At 69.1% G+C, this 13,596-nt stretch carries 15 protein-coding genes and 1 tRNA gene; 9 read left to right on the forward strand and 7 right to left on the reverse strand.

Annotated features, from left to right (window positions below):
- Positions 1–34 precede the first annotated feature (34 nt).
- Together ABIC28_RS09740 and ABIC28_RS09745 are read left to right on the forward strand one after the other, a co-directional pair.
- On the forward strand, positions 35–937 hold the full coding sequence (locus ABIC28_RS09740) for a LysR family transcriptional regulator (protein ID WP_245221877.1): 903 nt from the start codon (positions 35–37) through the stop codon (positions 935–937).
- Positions 938–1,011: 74 nt separating this feature from the next.
- Positions 1,012–1,626, forward strand: a complete 615-nt coding sequence (locus tag ABIC28_RS09745; protein WP_097213006.1) for a dihydrofolate reductase family protein — start codon at positions 1,012–1,014, stop codon at positions 1,624–1,626.
- 5 nt (positions 1,627–1,631) lie between these two features.
- Here the strand turns inward: ABIC28_RS09745 and ABIC28_RS09750 are convergent, their stop codons facing one another.
- Positions 1,632–2,291, reverse strand: a complete 660-nt coding sequence (locus ABIC28_RS09750) for an enoyl-CoA hydratase-related protein (protein ID WP_097213131.1) — start codon at positions 2,289–2,291, stop codon at positions 1,632–1,634.
- A 90-nt stretch (positions 2,292–2,381) separates the two neighbouring features.
- Here ABIC28_RS09750 and ABIC28_RS09755 point away from each other — a divergent pair, with 90 nt between their 5' ends.
- Positions 2,382–2,981, forward strand: a complete 600-nt coding sequence (locus ABIC28_RS09755) for a TetR/AcrR family transcriptional regulator (RefSeq protein WP_354578609.1) — start codon at positions 2,382–2,384, stop codon at positions 2,979–2,981.
- Positions 2,982–2,989: 8 nt separating this feature from the next.
- Here ABIC28_RS09755 and ABIC28_RS09760 read toward each other — a convergent pair whose 3' ends face one another.
- On the reverse strand, positions 2,990–4,384 hold the full coding sequence (locus tag ABIC28_RS09760) for an FAD-binding oxidoreductase (protein ID WP_354578611.1): 1,395 nt from the start codon (positions 4,382–4,384) through the stop codon (positions 2,990–2,992).
- Between the two features lie 309 nt (positions 4,385–4,693).
- Between ABIC28_RS09760 and ABIC28_RS09765 the strand changes: the two genes are divergently transcribed.
- A complete protein-coding gene (locus ABIC28_RS09765; protein WP_209927823.1) occupies positions 4,694–5,176 on the forward strand; it encodes an adenosine-specific kinase in 483 nt (160 codons plus the stop codon).
- Positions 5,177–5,303: 127 nt separating this feature from the next.
- Positions 5,304–5,486: a hypothetical protein gene (locus ABIC28_RS09770; protein WP_097213001.1), complete on the forward strand. Its 183-nt coding sequence runs from the start codon at positions 5,304–5,306 to the stop codon at positions 5,484–5,486.
- Positions 5,487–5,616: 130 nt separating this feature from the next.
- On the opposite strand, the gene ABIC28_RS09775 is transcribed toward ABIC28_RS09770, so the two are convergent.
- Positions 5,617–5,811, reverse strand: a complete 195-nt coding sequence (locus tag ABIC28_RS09775; protein WP_143548491.1) for a hypothetical protein — start codon at positions 5,809–5,811, stop codon at positions 5,617–5,619.
- Positions 5,812–6,028: 217 nt separating this feature from the next.
- The gene (locus ABIC28_RS09780) at positions 6,029–6,439 is read right to left on the reverse strand and encodes a VOC family protein (RefSeq protein WP_097213000.1); all 411 of its coding nucleotides are present in this window, start codon (positions 6,437–6,439) and stop codon (positions 6,029–6,031) included.
- A gap of 144 nt (positions 6,440–6,583) precedes the next feature.
- Between ABIC28_RS09780 and ABIC28_RS09785 the strand changes: the two genes are divergently transcribed.
- The 3 genes from ABIC28_RS09785 to ABIC28_RS09795 all read left to right on the forward strand — a co-directional run bounded on the left by ABIC28_RS09785 (position 6,584) and on the right by ABIC28_RS09795 (position 9,288).
- Positions 6,584–7,225: a TetR/AcrR family transcriptional regulator gene (locus tag ABIC28_RS09785; protein ID WP_209927819.1), complete on the forward strand. Its 642-nt coding sequence runs from the start codon at positions 6,584–6,586 to the stop codon at positions 7,223–7,225.
- A 149-nt stretch (positions 7,226–7,374) separates the two neighbouring features.
- Positions 7,375–8,301: an NADP-dependent oxidoreductase gene (locus ABIC28_RS09790; RefSeq protein ID WP_097212997.1), complete on the forward strand. Its 927-nt coding sequence runs from the start codon at positions 7,375–7,377 to the stop codon at positions 8,299–8,301.
- A gap of 51 nt (positions 8,302–8,352) precedes the next feature.
- Positions 8,353–9,288, forward strand: a complete 936-nt coding sequence (locus ABIC28_RS09795) for an AraC family transcriptional regulator (RefSeq protein ID WP_097212996.1) — start codon at positions 8,353–8,355, stop codon at positions 9,286–9,288.
- Between the two features lie 100 nt (positions 9,289–9,388).
- On the opposite strand, the gene ABIC28_RS09800 is transcribed toward ABIC28_RS09795, so the two are convergent.
- Together ABIC28_RS09800 and ABIC28_RS09805 are read right to left on the reverse strand one after the other, a co-directional pair.
- A tRNA-Pro gene (locus ABIC28_RS09800) sits at positions 9,389–9,462 on the reverse strand.
- Between the two features lie 37 nt (positions 9,463–9,499).
- Positions 9,500–10,462 (reverse strand): metallophosphoesterase, encoded by a 963-nt coding sequence (locus ABIC28_RS09805; protein ID WP_354578616.1) that lies wholly within the window; start codon positions 10,460–10,462, stop codon positions 9,500–9,502.
- Positions 10,463–10,531: 69 nt separating this feature from the next.
- Between ABIC28_RS09805 and ABIC28_RS09810 the strand changes: the two genes are divergently transcribed.
- On the forward strand, positions 10,532–11,008 hold the full coding sequence (locus tag ABIC28_RS09810) for a GatB/YqeY domain-containing protein (protein WP_097212994.1): 477 nt from the start codon (positions 10,532–10,534) through the stop codon (positions 11,006–11,008).
- Between the two features lie 69 nt (positions 11,009–11,077).
- Here the strand turns inward: ABIC28_RS09810 and ABIC28_RS09815 are convergent, their stop codons facing one another.
- A complete protein-coding gene (locus ABIC28_RS09815) occupies positions 11,078–13,450 on the reverse strand; it encodes a penicillin-binding protein (protein WP_269589529.1) in 2,373 nt (790 codons plus the stop codon).
- Between the last annotated feature and the right edge of the window lie 146 nt (positions 13,451–13,596).

Below are 13,596 nucleotides of genomic sequence, written 5' to 3' on the forward strand. Positions count from 1 at the left end.
TGCAGATGTGGTGGATTCCGTGGAGCGGCATTCTCTGGGTCGTCCGAGCGCCGACGACCTCCTGGTGCTGCTCGCCGTCGGCCGGACCGGGCGCTTCACCTCGGCCGCAGAGGATCTCGGTGTCAACCACACGACCATCTCCCGCCGCATCGCGGCGCTGGAGAAGAGCCTGGGCGGACGGCTGCTGGTGCGGGCGGCGGGTGGCTGGGAGCTGACGGACCTCGGCAGGCAGGCGCTGGCCGCCGCGGAGAGCGTCGAGACGGTCGTCGACGCGCTCGCCTCCGATTCCTCCGGGCAGGGCAGGCTCAAAGGGGTCGTGCGGGTGTCCGCGACGGACGGGTTCAGCGCGTACATCGCCGCCCCCGCCGCCGCGCGGGTGCGCAGGCGCCACCCGGACCTCGCGGTGGAGATCGTGGCGACCACCCGCCGGGCGTCCAGGCAGCGGTCCGGCATGGACGTGGAGATCGTGGTCGGACGGCCGCAGGTGCACCGGGCCGAGGCCCTGCCGCTGGCGGACTACGTGCTGGGGCTGTACGCCTCCCGGGACTATCTGCGCGAGCGGGGCACCCCGCACGCGATCGCGGAACTGGCCGATCACTCTCTGGTGTACTTCGTCGATTCGATGCTGCAGGTCGACGACCTGGATGTCGCGCGGAGCATCGCTCCCGAGATGCGGGAGTCGGTGAGCTCCACGAACGTCTTCGTGCACGTGGAGGCAACCAGGGCCGCGGCGGGGATCGGGCTGCTGCCCTGCTTCATGGCCGACCGTCACCCGGACCTGGTGCGGCTGCTGCCGGAGTTGGTCTCGACGAAACTGACCTATTGGCTGGTGGCCCGGTCGGAGGCGCTGCGCAGGCGGGAGGTGGCGGCCGTGGTCGAGGAGATCAGGGACACCGCCGAGCGGGAGCGTGACCGGCTGCTCGGGACGTTTCGGTAGCGCCGATGAGTTTCGGTCCGTCCGGGAGTCAGAACCTATGACACCCGCGACACCGAGCACACAGGAGTACGACGATGAAACTGACTGTCACCACCTTCGTCACCCTCGACGGCGTCTACCAGGCGCCGGGCGGTCCCGAGGAGGACCCCAGCGACGGGTTCGTCCACGGCGGATGGTCGGCGCCGTACGGAGACGAGGACTTCGGGGGGTTCATGATCGAGGTGTTCGACCAGGCGGACGCGTTTCTGCTCGGCAGGAAGACATACGAGATCTTCGCGTCGTACTGGCCGAACCACGACGACCCGGCCGACCCGATCGCCGGCCGGCTCAACCGGCTGCCGAAGCACGTCGCCTCGACCACCCTCGCCGCGGCCGACTGGCAGAACAGTCGCTTGATCACCGGCGACACGCGCCGGGCAGTCGCGGACCTCAAGGCGCAGGACGGGCGTGAGCTCCAGGTCCACGGCAGCGGGGCACTCGTGCAGTGGCTGCTGCGGGAGGGCCTGGTCGACACGCTGCACCTGCTGTCCTTCCCGGTCCTGCTCGGCACCGGAAAGCGGCTGTTCCCGACCGACTCGCTGCCGACCGCCTTCGCGTTGGCGCAGTCGCGGGTTACGGGTAGGGGTGTGGTCATCAGCTCCTACGAGCGTTCGGGCGAGCCCGAGTACGGCGACCTCGGCGAGGAGTAGCGGGCCTAGGCGGGGTTCCGAAGCTCCGCGAGCGCCGCGCGGTACCGGCGTTGCTTGATCGTGCCCAGGGTCTCGCCGGCCTTGGGTGCGAGGGCCCTGGCGCGGTCCATCGCGGCGGGCAGGACGGACTGCTCGTCGACCGCTTCGTCGACGATGCCCTCGGCGGTGGACTCGGCCCCGCCGTAGCGCCTGCCGGTCGTCATGGCGTCGTGCGCGGCGCGGACGGGGAGCTTGGCGGCGATCAGGTCGGACATCCCCACCGAGAAGGGGATCTGGATGTCGACCTCGGGGAAGCAGAAGAACCCGCGGTCGGCGCGCATGACCCGCTGGTCATGGGCGAGCGCCAGCATGGCGCCCGCGCCGAAGGCATGTCCCTGCAGCGCCGCGACCGTCGGTAACCCCAGGACGAGCACGCGGGCGAACAGTGCCTCGACCCGCGCGCCGAACGCCGGGATCTGGTCGGCGTTGGCCATCAGCCACGGCAGGTCGAGGCCGTTGCTCCAGATCTTGCCCGCGGCGGTGGTGACGAGGGCCCTCGGTCCCTCGGCGGCCTCGACGGTGTCGAGGTGCGCGTCGACCGCGTCGAGCCAGTCGGGGTTGAAGCGGTTCTCGCCCGAGCCCAGGTTCAGCACGAAGACGTCGCCGTCGCGGCTCAGGGTGGGCAGGTCGTCTGGGGTGTTCGAGAATGTCATTTCTAGAAACTATCTTCTAGAGCGTGTGGCTGTCCAGCCGCGGGGTTCTGCGATACTCGGCGAATGGCCCGCACCACGTTCTCCACCGACGCACTGCTCGACGCCGCGCGCGAGGTGATCCTCGAGCGCGGTCCGCGGTCCGCGACGATCGCCTTGATCGCCGCGCGGGCGGGCGCGCCGACCGGGTCGATCTATCACCGCTTCGCCTCGATCAACGAACTGCTCGCGCGGACCTGGCTGCGAGCCGTGCGACGCACCCAGCAGGTCAGGCCCGCCGGGTTCGACCCCGCCGGGGAGCCGGTCGAGGTGGTGGTGGAGCTGGCCCTCGCGCTCTACGACCACTGCGTCGCCGAGCCGGGCGACATGCTGTTGTTGGATCGGCTCCGCCGCGAGGACGTGCTGCACCTGAACCTGGGCGACGAGCTGATCGCGGAGGTCGGACGGTCCGACGAGCAGACCGGTGGCCTGATCGCGGAGCTGGCGCGCGCGGTGTTCGGGCGGGCAGGCAAGCGGGAGACGGACCTGGTGGTGCTGGCCCTGGTCGACCTGCCGTACAGCTTCGCCGGGCGCTACCTCCAGGCGGGCGCCCGGCCGCCGAAGAGTCGCCGGGATCGGCTACCCGACGCCGTGCGGGCGATCGTCGCGACCCGTCCGCACGACTAGCCCGTGGCTCAGGCCGGCCTGATGTTGGCGTTGAGGTGGAAGGTGTTGCCGGGGTCGTACTGTGCCTTGACCGCGGCAAGCCGGTCGTACTTGCCGGGCCCGTATGCGGCCCGGACCCGGTCCTCGTCCGGTTCCGCCATGAAGTTGACATAGCTGCCCTGGTTCGACGAGAGCGGTCGGAGCGCCTCCCAGATCGAGCGGGTCCAGGCCCGGTCCTCGGCGAGCACTTCGGGGGTGTCGGACATTCCGCTGATGTTGCACACGTAGTGCGGGGTGCGGGCGCCGCCGAACGCCGTGTCGTCCTCGCCGACGGCCGTGAAGGCCCCGTCCAGACGGAAGATCGGCATGAACGAGAGCGGAGAACTCTTCCGCGGCACCTGCTCGACGATCACGGCGATCACCTCGTCCGTGAGTGCATCGAGGTCGAGCGCCTTCTCGTAGCCGAGGATGCCCCAGGGCGCAGTGCCGTCGAACATCCGCTGCAGTCCGGTGTAGGGGATCGGGGTGACGAACTCGAACAGCGGTGCCAGGGCGTCCCTGATCGGGGCAACCGTGGACGCGTGTTCCGCCGTCGACGAGTACCCGGCGACGATGAGCGCGTGGCCGGGCATGCCCCGGAACTGCTCGGGCACAAAGGGTTCCGGCGGCGCGCACATCCCGGCCGCGATCAGGCAGCCGGCCCTCGCCGGCAGGGTCGGGATGAACTCCTCGCACACGTGCAGCGCGGCGGCGCCGTCGTCGAGCGACCAGAAGAACAGTCCGAGGTTCACCTCGGGGCCGACCGGGTGGAGGCGGTACTCGAACTCGGTGACCACGCCGAAGTTCCCGCCGCCGCCCCGCAGCGCCCAGAACAGATCCGGATGCTCGTCGTCGGAGGCTCGGACGACGCTGCCGTCCGCGAGCACCACCTCGGCCGATGCCAGGTTGTCGATGGACAGCCCCGCGAGCTGGGTCAGCCAGCCCATGCCGCCGCCGAGGGTGAGTCCGCCGACCCCGGTGTGGCTGATCACCCCGCCGGTCACGGCCAGCCCGTGTGCCTGGGTCGCGGCGTCCAGATCCGCCATCGTGGCGCCGCCCCCGATCCGCGCCATCCCGGTTTCGGGTTCCACCGAGGTGCCGTTCATCGCGCTGAGGTCGATCATCAGGCCGCCCTCGCTGACGGAGGTGCCGCTGTAGGCGTGCCCGCCGCCCCGGACCGAGACCTCGAGTTCCCGATCCCGGGCGAAGCCCAGCGTGGAACCGACGTCATCGGGGGACACACATCGCGCGATGCAGAGCGGACGGCGATCGATGTCGCCGTTCCAGATCGATCTGGCCTCGTCGTATCCGGTGTCGTCGGGGCCGAACACCGGGCCGCCGATCGCCGATCGCAGCACGCCGAGGTCGTCGCTCACCTCAGTCATCACGCTCTCCGTCCGTCGGGGCCGGCTCCGCATGGCGTGCGGTCGCGCGTTGCTCCCCGCTGTCCGAGAACGCCGGACCTCGGTGCCGACCGGACCGCGACGGCGCCTCGAACAGGGCACCTGTGACGTGCGTCAATCGTATTCGGTGGCGCTTGCGGGCGGCAAGGAGTCCCGGGCCGCCTGATCCGGGCGATGTCCTGGCGCCGCTGCTGATCGCGTTCGAATCACGTTGTTGTGGACCTCGCCGGAGCGGGGCAGACTGTTTGTCGACGCTGGCCTGCCGAATCGCAGTCACCCCAGGAGGTGATCGTGGAGTTGCACATCGTGGCGGTCGACAAGCCCGACAACATGAACGTGGTCGTCGGGCAGTCCCACTTCATCAAGACCGTCGAGGACCTGCACGAGGCACTGGCTGGAGTGAGCCCCCACCTCCGGTTCGGTGTGGCGTTCTGCGAGGCCTCCGGACCTTGCCTCGTGCGCTGCTCGGGCAACGACGATCGCCTCGTCGAGCTGGCCACGCGCAACGCGATCGCGGTCGGCGCGGGCCACTCGTTCTTCGTGTTCGTGGAGGACGGATATCCGGTGAACATCCTCAACGCGCTGAAACAGGTACCGGAGGTATGCGGCATCTTCTGCGCCACAGCGAACCCCGTCGAGATCATCGTGGCCGAGACGGAGCTCGGCCGGGGCATCGCTGGCGTGATCGACGGACGCCCACCGGTCGGGGTGGAGACGAGTGCCGACGTCGCCGACCGCCGGGCATTGCTCCGCACGATCGGCTACAAGCTCTGAGCGCCTTGCGGGACCGGGTGGTGCCGGGAGGGTGGGCGGCCGCGAGGTGACCAATGGCCCTGGCGGCGGCGACCGACGGTGATGACACTGAGGGCAGATCGGGACTCGTCGACGGGGAGGCATCATCATGAGCGACAGTAAAACCGGCGCCGCCGGGGGTGGCGCGATCTACGCCCTGGGTATCTTCGGAGCCCTGGTGTGGTTCTGGCAGCAGGCGGACACGTTCTGGGAGTATGTCCTCGCGATCGTTCAGGGGCTGTTCTGGCCGGCCTGGATGGTCTACGAGGTCTTCGAGGCGCTGGTCCGCTGAGAGCAGATGAACCGGCTGACGAAAGGGGCTCCCCAACGCCTGCGGCCCCGGCCGGAGCGTGGACCGGAGTTCGGTCCAGATGTCCAGGGCTACTTTCTGTTTGGCGAGCACTGGGCGACTCGGGTTCCGCTCAGTTGGCGCCGAGCCTGCACCGCTTCTTCTGAAATGCCTGGGTGACCGCGAAGAAGAGGCGACCACTCGTGCTGGACAGGCTCAGCCATTCGCCCCGAAAGTCGCGGGCGGACTCGTTCTGGTCGGTGAGATCATTCACCGTCGATGGAAACGCATCGAGATCGGCAGGGTCAACCTGCAATGGATCGGACATAATTCCCCCTCCGGAATCCCCCAAACCTCGCTATTACAGCACATCGCGTTAGGGCAGGCGCGGCGATTACTGCGGGACTCCGCGTGGACGCGCGCACCGCAACGGTGCCGCAAGGCAGCGGTGCGGAATCGGCCTGGACCACGGGGAAGACGAGCGAACAGGCGATGGTCCTCGAGCCCTCCGGCGCGCCCCGACGTCGGGGCGTACCGGATGGGCCTCAGGCGAGCGCCGAGGCGTCCTCGGGCGCGTCCTGGTCGGCCCATTCGACGAACTGGACGACGATGCCGTTGGGGTCGGTCACCTGGAACAACTTCTCGCCCCAGGGCTCTTCCCGCAGCTCCATCGTGATCTCGACGCCCTCCGACTTGATCCGTGCCTCTTGTGTGGCGAGATCGTCGACGGTGAACGCGAGGATGAGGCCGTCCGCGTGACGGTCGCGGAACCCCTCGGGCAGCACCTCGATCCCACGCTGGAGCAGGACGATGTCGACCGCCGCGTCGGGCCGGTTCAGCGAGGCGAAACCGTCCGTCGCGGCCTGCTCGCGGTATCCGAGGTGGGTGACGAAGAACGCGCTCGACGCGGCGACGTCGTCGACGGTGAGCGAAATGGTGGAAGCGGTGACCTGCATGGGTGTCTCCTTCGAGCGGGATGGGCGAGGTTGTGGCGCGGCGAGAAACTTATGACGGACGTAATTATACATTCGACGCACCTAGGGTCAAGGAATTCTTACGTCGGATGTAAAAAGACGTCGAACCTATGGGAGGCTGCACTCATGGCAGATGGCATGGGGTTGCGCGAACTGAAGAAGCAGGAGACCCGGCAGGAGATCTCGGACCGGGCGACCGAGTTGTTCCTCGAGCGGGGATTCGAGGAGACGACCATCGCGGACATCGCGTCCGCGGCGCGGGTGGCTAAGAAGACCGTCACCAACTACTTCCCACGCAAGGAGGATCTGGCCCTCGATCATCACGAGGCGTTCACGTCCGGGCTCGCGAGGACGGTGGCTGAGCGGGAGCCGGGGGAGTGCGCGCTGGCGGCGTTGCGCCGGGCCTTCGCGGCCGACGTGCAGCGCCAGGATCCCGTCATCGGCTTCTCGGGGATGCCCTTCGCCCGGATGATCGCCGACAGCCCCACCCTGACCTCGCGGCTGCGTGAGTTGAACGAGCAGCGCGAGGAATCGCTCGCCGCGGTCCTGGCGATCGAGACCGGCGCGGAGCCGGGTGACATCACCGCACGCGCGGCCGCAGCCGTGCTCGGCGGCGTCCACCGGGTGCTCTTCGGGGACGTCGTGCGGTTCACGCTCGACGGTCTCGGCAATGACGAGATCGCCGAGCGTGTCGGTGAATCGGGGCGGCGGGCCTTCGACCTCGTCGAGCCGGCGCTGGCGGATTACGCGGTGCGCGCGGGCGAGTGACCGGGGCTGCGGGGCCGAGGCCGTCCGGCCGCCGAAGGTGCTCGCGGGCGAGACGATCGGACATATTTCTGAGCAATATAGATATTCTCCGGCTCGTTGAATCTCCCTAATGTCGACGGCAACAACGAAAACGACAAAGGAGAGTTCGCATGTTTGCTGTCATCCAGAAGTCCTTCGGTGGTCCCGAGGTGCTCGAGATCGCCGAGACCGAACGACCCACGCCGCTCGGTGGCGAGGTGCTCATCCGGGTCCACGCGAGCGCGGTGAACCCGGTGGACGTGGCCGTCCGATCGGGCGCCCTCAAACTGCTGGGGGAGCCGAGTTTCGGCGTCGGCTGGGACATCTCCGGGGTGGTCGAGGAGGCAGGGCCGGGGGCCCGGTTCGCGGTCGGAGACGAGGTCTTCGGGATGCCGTTCTTCCCGCGCGCCGCGACCGGCTATGCGGAGTACGTCGCCGCGCCGTCCCGACAGGTGGCCCGCAAGCCGGCCTCGCTCGATCACGTGCAGGCGGCCGCCCTCCCGCTCGCCGCGCTCACCGCGTGGCAGGGGTTGGTCGACGCGGCGCGGGTGGATGCCGGTGACCGCGTGCTCATCCACCGGGCCGCGGGCGGTGTCGGCCACCTGGCCGTGCAGATCGCGAAATCCCGCGGGGCGCATGTGATCGCGTTGGCCAGTGCCGCCAAGCACGACTTCGTCCGCGGGCTCGGCGCCGACGAGGTGATCGACTACCACGCCACCGACTTCACCGAGGTGCTCCGCGACATCGACGTCGTGTTCGACTCCACTGCCCAGGGTGCTCGTTCGCTGAGCGTGCTGCGCCCGGGAGGCACCCTCGTCAGCATCCTCGAGCACGGGAACCGGGAACTCGCCGCGGAGGTCGAGGTGGCGGGACGGCGCTTCGCCGGGGTGTCGGTCGAACCGGATTACGCCGCACTCGAGGCGATCGCCGAGCTCGTCGACGCCGGGCGGATCCGCCCGCACATCGAGGAGACGTTCCCGCTCGCCGAGGTGGGCAAGGCGCACGAGCTGCTCGAGTCGGGGCAGGTGCGGGGCAAGATCGTGCTGAGGGTGGTCTGACCCGGGCGGCCGTATCGTTGCGGCCGGGGTAACCGAAGGAGGCGCAGGGCGTTGGACATCCTGACCGAGGCGCTGGCGTCGATGCGGACCGGACATCCGTCCTCCGTCCGCACCGACGGGCGCGCGCCGTGGGGGCTGCGGTTGCCGCCGGTCGCGGGGGCGGGCTTCCACGTGGTGCTGCACGGCACCTGCTGGCTCGTCCCGCTCGAGGACGCGCCGCACCTGGAGCCGGTCGCGCTGAGCCCCGGTGACGTGATCTTCCTGCGGGACGGCCGCGGCCACATTCTCGCCGACCACCCGTCCACCCCGGCCGCGGTGGAGACGGCCGAGCAGTTTCAACCGGGGTCGCCGATCGGCACCGTGTCGGTCGGCGGCGACGGCCCCCGAACCAGCCTGCTGTGCGGGAATTACCACCTCGACCAACGGCGGCCGCACCCACTGGTCCGGCAGCTGCCCGAGGTGGTGCACCTGCCGAGCGGACACGGCCGTCACCCCGAGCTCAGCGCGGCGGTCCAGCTCCTCGGCGCCGAGCTGGATAACCCGCGCGTCGGGTCCGACGGGATCGTGCCCGCGTTGATCGACTCGCTGCTGCTGTACATCCTGCGGGCCTGGCTCGAGGCCCAGCCAGGCGCGGACGCGGAGGGTTGGGCCGCCGCGCTCGCCGACAGGGCGGTCGCGCCCGCGCTGGCGGCGATCCACGACGATCCCGCGGCCGCGTGGTCGGTAGAGTCGCTGGCCGACCGAGCCGGACTGTCCCGCGCGGCCTTCGCCCGGCGGTTCACCGCCCTGGTGGGGGAACCGCCGATGGCGTACCTGACCAGGTGGCGCATGACGACCGCCGCCAGGGTGTTGCGCGAATCCGACGCACCGCTCAGCGCTGTGGCCGCCCGGGCAGGCTACGGCTCGGAGTTCGCCTTCGCAAAGGCCTTCAAGCGCGCGTACGGGCTGGCGCCGGGGAGCTATCGGCGTCAGGTGCGGGTGGCCTGATGTCCACCGCAGGCGTCGGCACCGCGGGACGATCCGGCGGAGCCCTCCCGTAACGAAGAAGGACCCGATCCGCGTCGCGGATCGGGTCCTTCTGGCACTGTCGGGGTGGCGGGATTTGAACCCACGACCTCTTCGTCCCGAACGAAGCGCGCTACCAAGCTGCGCCACACCCCGTGCCCTGCATCTGCCTCATCGGGCAGCGAGCGAAAGTCTAGCGCACGACTGCCGCGGAAGACGAAACGCCTGGTCGCACGCCCTTACTGGGGCCCTTGTTCGGCGCCGCGACCAGGGTCAGCAGGGTCGCCTCCGGGCGGCAGCAGAAACGGGCAGGCGCGTACGGGGAGGTGCCGATGCCCGCGGACACGTGCAGCTGGGTGTGGGCTCCCCACTTCGACGGGCCCTTGACCCGCGAGCGGTCGATCTGGCAGTTGGTGACCAGCGCACCGTAGAACGGCAGGCACAACTGGCCGCCGTGGGTGTGCCCGGCGAGCACCAGGTCGTAACCGTCCTCCGCGAACCGGTCCAGCACGCGGGGCTCCGGCGAATGGGTGATGCCGAGCTTGAGGTTGGCCATCGGGTTCGGCGGCCCGGCGATGGTGTCGTAGCGATCCCGCTTGAGGTGCGGATCGTCGACGCCCGCGGTGGCGATCCGGATGCCGGCGACCTCCAGCTCGCGCCGGGTGTGCGTGACGTCCAGCCAGCCGCGCTCGGTGAAGGCCGCGCGCAGGTCCTGCCACGGCAACGGCTCGCCGTGGGTGCGCTTGTGTTCCTTCTTGAAGTACTTGAACGGGTTCTTCGGCTTCGGGGCGAAGTAGTCGTTGCTGCCGAAGACGAACAACCCCGGGCGGCCGAGCAGGTTGCTCAGCGACTGCACCACCGCGGGCACCGCACGCTGGTGCGAGAGGTTGTCGCCGGTGTTCACCACCAGGTCGGGGTCGAGCCGGTCGAGCTCGCGCAGCCAGTTCTGTTTGAGCTTCTGATTCGGCATCATGTGGAGGTCGCTGATGTGCAGCACCCGCAGCGACGAAGACCCCGGTTCGAGGACCGGCATGGTGACCTCACGCAGGGTGAATGCGTTCCGCTCGATCAGCGAGGCATACCCGATTCCGAGCGCCGCGGCGCCCGCCAGTCCGGCCGCTGTTCCCCGGAGCACGTTGCGTGAGTCGTCTAACACCATTTCAGGATACGCAGCGCGCGCAATCGACATGCGCGTCAGTGCGCGGAGCGCGTAGCGTTCGGCACCATGTCCGATTCGACTTCCTCCCTCAAATCCACGCTCCGGGCCGACATGACGGCCGCCATGAAGGCCAAGGACGCCCTCCGCCTGCAGACCCTGCGGATGCTGCTCGCCGCTGTGCAGACCGAGGAGGTCTCCGGCAAGGAGGCCCGCGAGCTCACCGACGACGAGGTCCTCAAGGTCCTGGCGAAGGAGTCCAAGAAGCGCGGCGAGTCCGCGGAGATCTACACCGAGGCGGGGCGCGGCGAGCTGGCCGCGACCGAGCGTGCCGAGGCGCAGATCATCGACGAGTACCTCCCGACCCCGCTCACCGACGCAGAGCTGGCCGACGTCGCGGACACCGCGATCGCGCAGGTCGCGGAGGAGATCGGTGAGCGGCCAGGGATGCGGCAGATGGGTCAGGTCATGAAGGCCGCCACCGCGCTCGCGGCGGGCAAGGCCGACGGCACCCGCGTCTCGAAGGCGGTCAAGGACCGGCTCTAGGCGCTGCGCGCTCGTGAGTGCTTCCGGCCCCTATGGGGTCCACAAGCACTCACGGGCGGCGCAGCCGCCTCAGCGCGGCAGCGGGGGGAGCTGGATCGGCGGCAGGCCGGGGATCTGGATCGGCGGCGGTACCGCCGCCGCGGGTCCTGGCGCCGGTGCGGGCGGAGCGGCGGCCTTCGCCGAGCCGTCACTGACGTAGATGGTGATCGCCGAACCGGGCACCGCCGAGCCGGCGGGCGAGGTGCTCAGCACGTCGCCGCGCGGCGGCGGTCCGGACGTGGTGACGGCGTTGACGGTGAACCCGGCCGCCTGCAACGCCCCGGTCGCCTGCGACTGGGTCATCCCGGTCACCTCCGGCACCTGACCGTTCTTCGATCCCTTCTGGTACTTCGGGTCGATCGGCGGCAGCGAGATCGGACCGTACTTGTCGACCACCGGCTTCATCGCGAGATACCAGGCCCTGGCGGGTTCGTTGCCGCCGAACACGTTGCCGTCGCCGCACTGTCGCAGCGGCGAGGTGCAGATCTCGCGGGGGGTCGGCGAATCCGCGTACACATAGACGCTGGCCGCCAGGTTGTTCGTGAAGCCGAGGAACGCCGAGGACATGTGCGACTCGGTGGTGCCGGTCTTGCCTGCCATCGGCAGCGTCCAGCCGACGGATCCTGCCGCGCCGGCCGAGGTGCCACCGGGCTTGTCGTCCTTGCTCATCGCGTTGGCGAGGGTATCGGCAAGACCGGGCTCGACGACCTGCTCACAGGCCTCCTGGGTGATGGACACCGGCTTGCCGTTGCGGTCGTAGATCGAGTCGATCGGCGTTGGCGGGCACCATTTTCCGTGCGAGGCGAGGGTCGCGGCGACATTCGAGAGCTCGAGCGGGTTGATCCAGGTGGGGCCGAGGGTGAACGACCCGAGGTTCTGCTCCTTCTGGAAGTCCGCCATCGACTGGTTGTCGTGCCCGGAGGTGCCCGGCTGCGCGTAGGAGCGCATGCCGAGGCGCACCGCCATGTCGACGGTCGGGGCGACGCCCACCTGCTCGATCAGCTTGACGAACGCGGTGTTCGGGGACTGGGCGAGGGCGTCGGTGACGGACATCGAGGCCGGGTACTTGCCGGCATTCTCGACGCAGTACATGTTGGCCGGGCAGCCCTTCGCGCCGCCGTAGCCCATGCCCTTGACCTCCGCGCGCCCGGGGACCTGGAGGGTTGCGTTGGTGCCGAGGCCCTTCTCCATCGCCGCGGCGGTGGTGAAGATCTTGAACACCGAACCCGCGCCGCTGCCGACAAGTGAGTACGGCTGCGGCTGCACGGTCTCGTTGATCTCACCGTTCAGGCCGTAGGTCCGGCTGCTGCTCATCGCCAGCACCCGGTGCTGATCCTGCCCCGGCTGCACAACGTTCATCACCTGGGCCACGCCGTCGACCGTGGGGTTGGCGGTGGCGGTCAATGCGCTGTGCGTCGAGTTCTGCAGGACCGGGTCGAGGGTGGTCTTGATCAGGTAGCCGCCCTTGTTGACCTGTTCGCGACTGATCCCGGAGTTGGCCAGGTACTGCAGCGCGTAGTCGCAGAAGAAGCCTCGGTCGCCCGCGGCGATGCAGCCGCGGGGCAGGGTGTTCGGTTCGGGCAGGACGCCGAGCGGCTCCTCCTTGGCCGCCCGGATCTCGTCGGCGCGGTCGGGGATGTTCGCGATCATGGTGTCGAGCACGATGTTTCGGCGCTCGAGCACGCCCTCGGGGTTGGTGTACGGGTTCAGTGCGGAGCTGGACTGCACCATGCCCGCGAGCATCGCGGACTGGGTGAGCCCGAGATCCTTCGCGTCGATCCCGAAGTAGGTGCGGGCCGCGTCCTGGATGCCGAACGAGGCGTTGCCGAACGGAACCAGGTTCAGGTACCGGGTGAGGATCTCGTCCTTCGTCAGCTTCTTGTCCAGGGTCAACGCCATCCGGATCTCGCGCACCTTGCGGGCCGGGGTGGTCTCGATGGCGGCCCGGCGCTCCGCGTCGGTCTTGGCGACGACCAGCAGCTGGTAGTTCTTCACATACTGCTGGTCGATCGTGGAGGCGCCCTGCTGGACCTGACCGCTGGTGGTGTTCGTCAGGAAGGCGCGCAGCGTGCCCTGCCAGTCCACGCCCTGGTGATCGGCGAACCGCTTGTCCTCGACGGAGACGATCGCCAGCTTCATGTTGTTGGAGATCTTGTCGCTTGGCACCTCGAATCGGCGCTGCTCATAGAGCCAGGCGATGGGGTTGCCCGCGGCGTCGACCATGGTCGAGACGGTGGGGGCATCGCCCTGCACCAGCTCGGCCGAGACGTTGTCGACGGTATCGGCGGCCCGGTTCGAGAGGATTCCGAACCCGCCGGCCAGGGGAAACATGACGCCCGCGAGCAGAGCCCCGGCAAGAGCGGAGCATCCGGCGAGCTTCGCGACAGTTTTTGCGATCGGCACGGGGGACAGCCTACGTGGACGAGCGTCCGCGACCTGCAGATGTGGGCCGCATGCAGCACTTGATGGACGTCCGTACCAAAAAAATGCCTCAGCACCTTGCGCTAGACGATCTTCAATGCCTAAGTTGTCTTCTGAGTGTGATAGAG

Source organism: Rhodococcus sp. PvR044, assembly GCF_040548995.1.
Classification (GTDB): domain Bacteria; phylum Actinomycetota; class Actinomycetes; order Mycobacteriales; family Mycobacteriaceae; genus Rhodococcus_G; species Rhodococcus_G oryzae.

Excerpts from the sequence above, each read along its gene's own strand:
- ABIC28_RS09775 (WP_143548491.1), bottom strand. The coding sequence starts at position 5,811 with ATGTCCGATCCATTGCAGGTTGACCCTGCCGATCTCGATGCGTTTCCA.
- ABIC28_RS09785 (WP_209927819.1), top strand. The coding sequence starts at position 6,584 with ATGGCAGATGGCATGGGGTTGCGCGAACTGAAGAAGCAGGAGACCCGG.
- ABIC28_RS09810 (WP_097212994.1), top strand. The coding sequence starts at position 10,532 with ATGTCCGATTCGACTTCCTCCCTCAAATCCACGCTCCGGGCCGACATG.
- ABIC28_RS09745 (WP_097213006.1), top strand. The coding sequence starts at position 1,012 with ATGAAACTGACTGTCACCACCTTCGTCACCCTCGACGGCGTCTACCAG.
- ABIC28_RS09755 (WP_354578609.1), top strand. The coding sequence starts at position 2,382 with ATGGCCCGCACCACGTTCTCCACCGACGCACTGCTCGACGCCGCGCGC.
- ABIC28_RS09780 (WP_097213000.1), bottom strand. The coding sequence starts at position 6,439 with ATGCAGGTCACCGCTTCCACCATTTCGCTCACCGTCGACGACGTCGCC.
- ABIC28_RS09790 (WP_097212997.1), top strand. The coding sequence starts at position 7,375 with ATGTTTGCTGTCATCCAGAAGTCCTTCGGTGGTCCCGAGGTGCTCGAG.
- ABIC28_RS09760 (WP_354578611.1), bottom strand. The coding sequence starts at position 4,384 with ATGACTGAGGTGAGCGACGACCTCGGCGTGCTGCGATCGGCGATCGGC.
- ABIC28_RS09770 (WP_097213001.1), top strand. The coding sequence starts at position 5,304 with ATGAGCGACAGTAAAACCGGCGCCGCCGGGGGTGGCGCGATCTACGCC.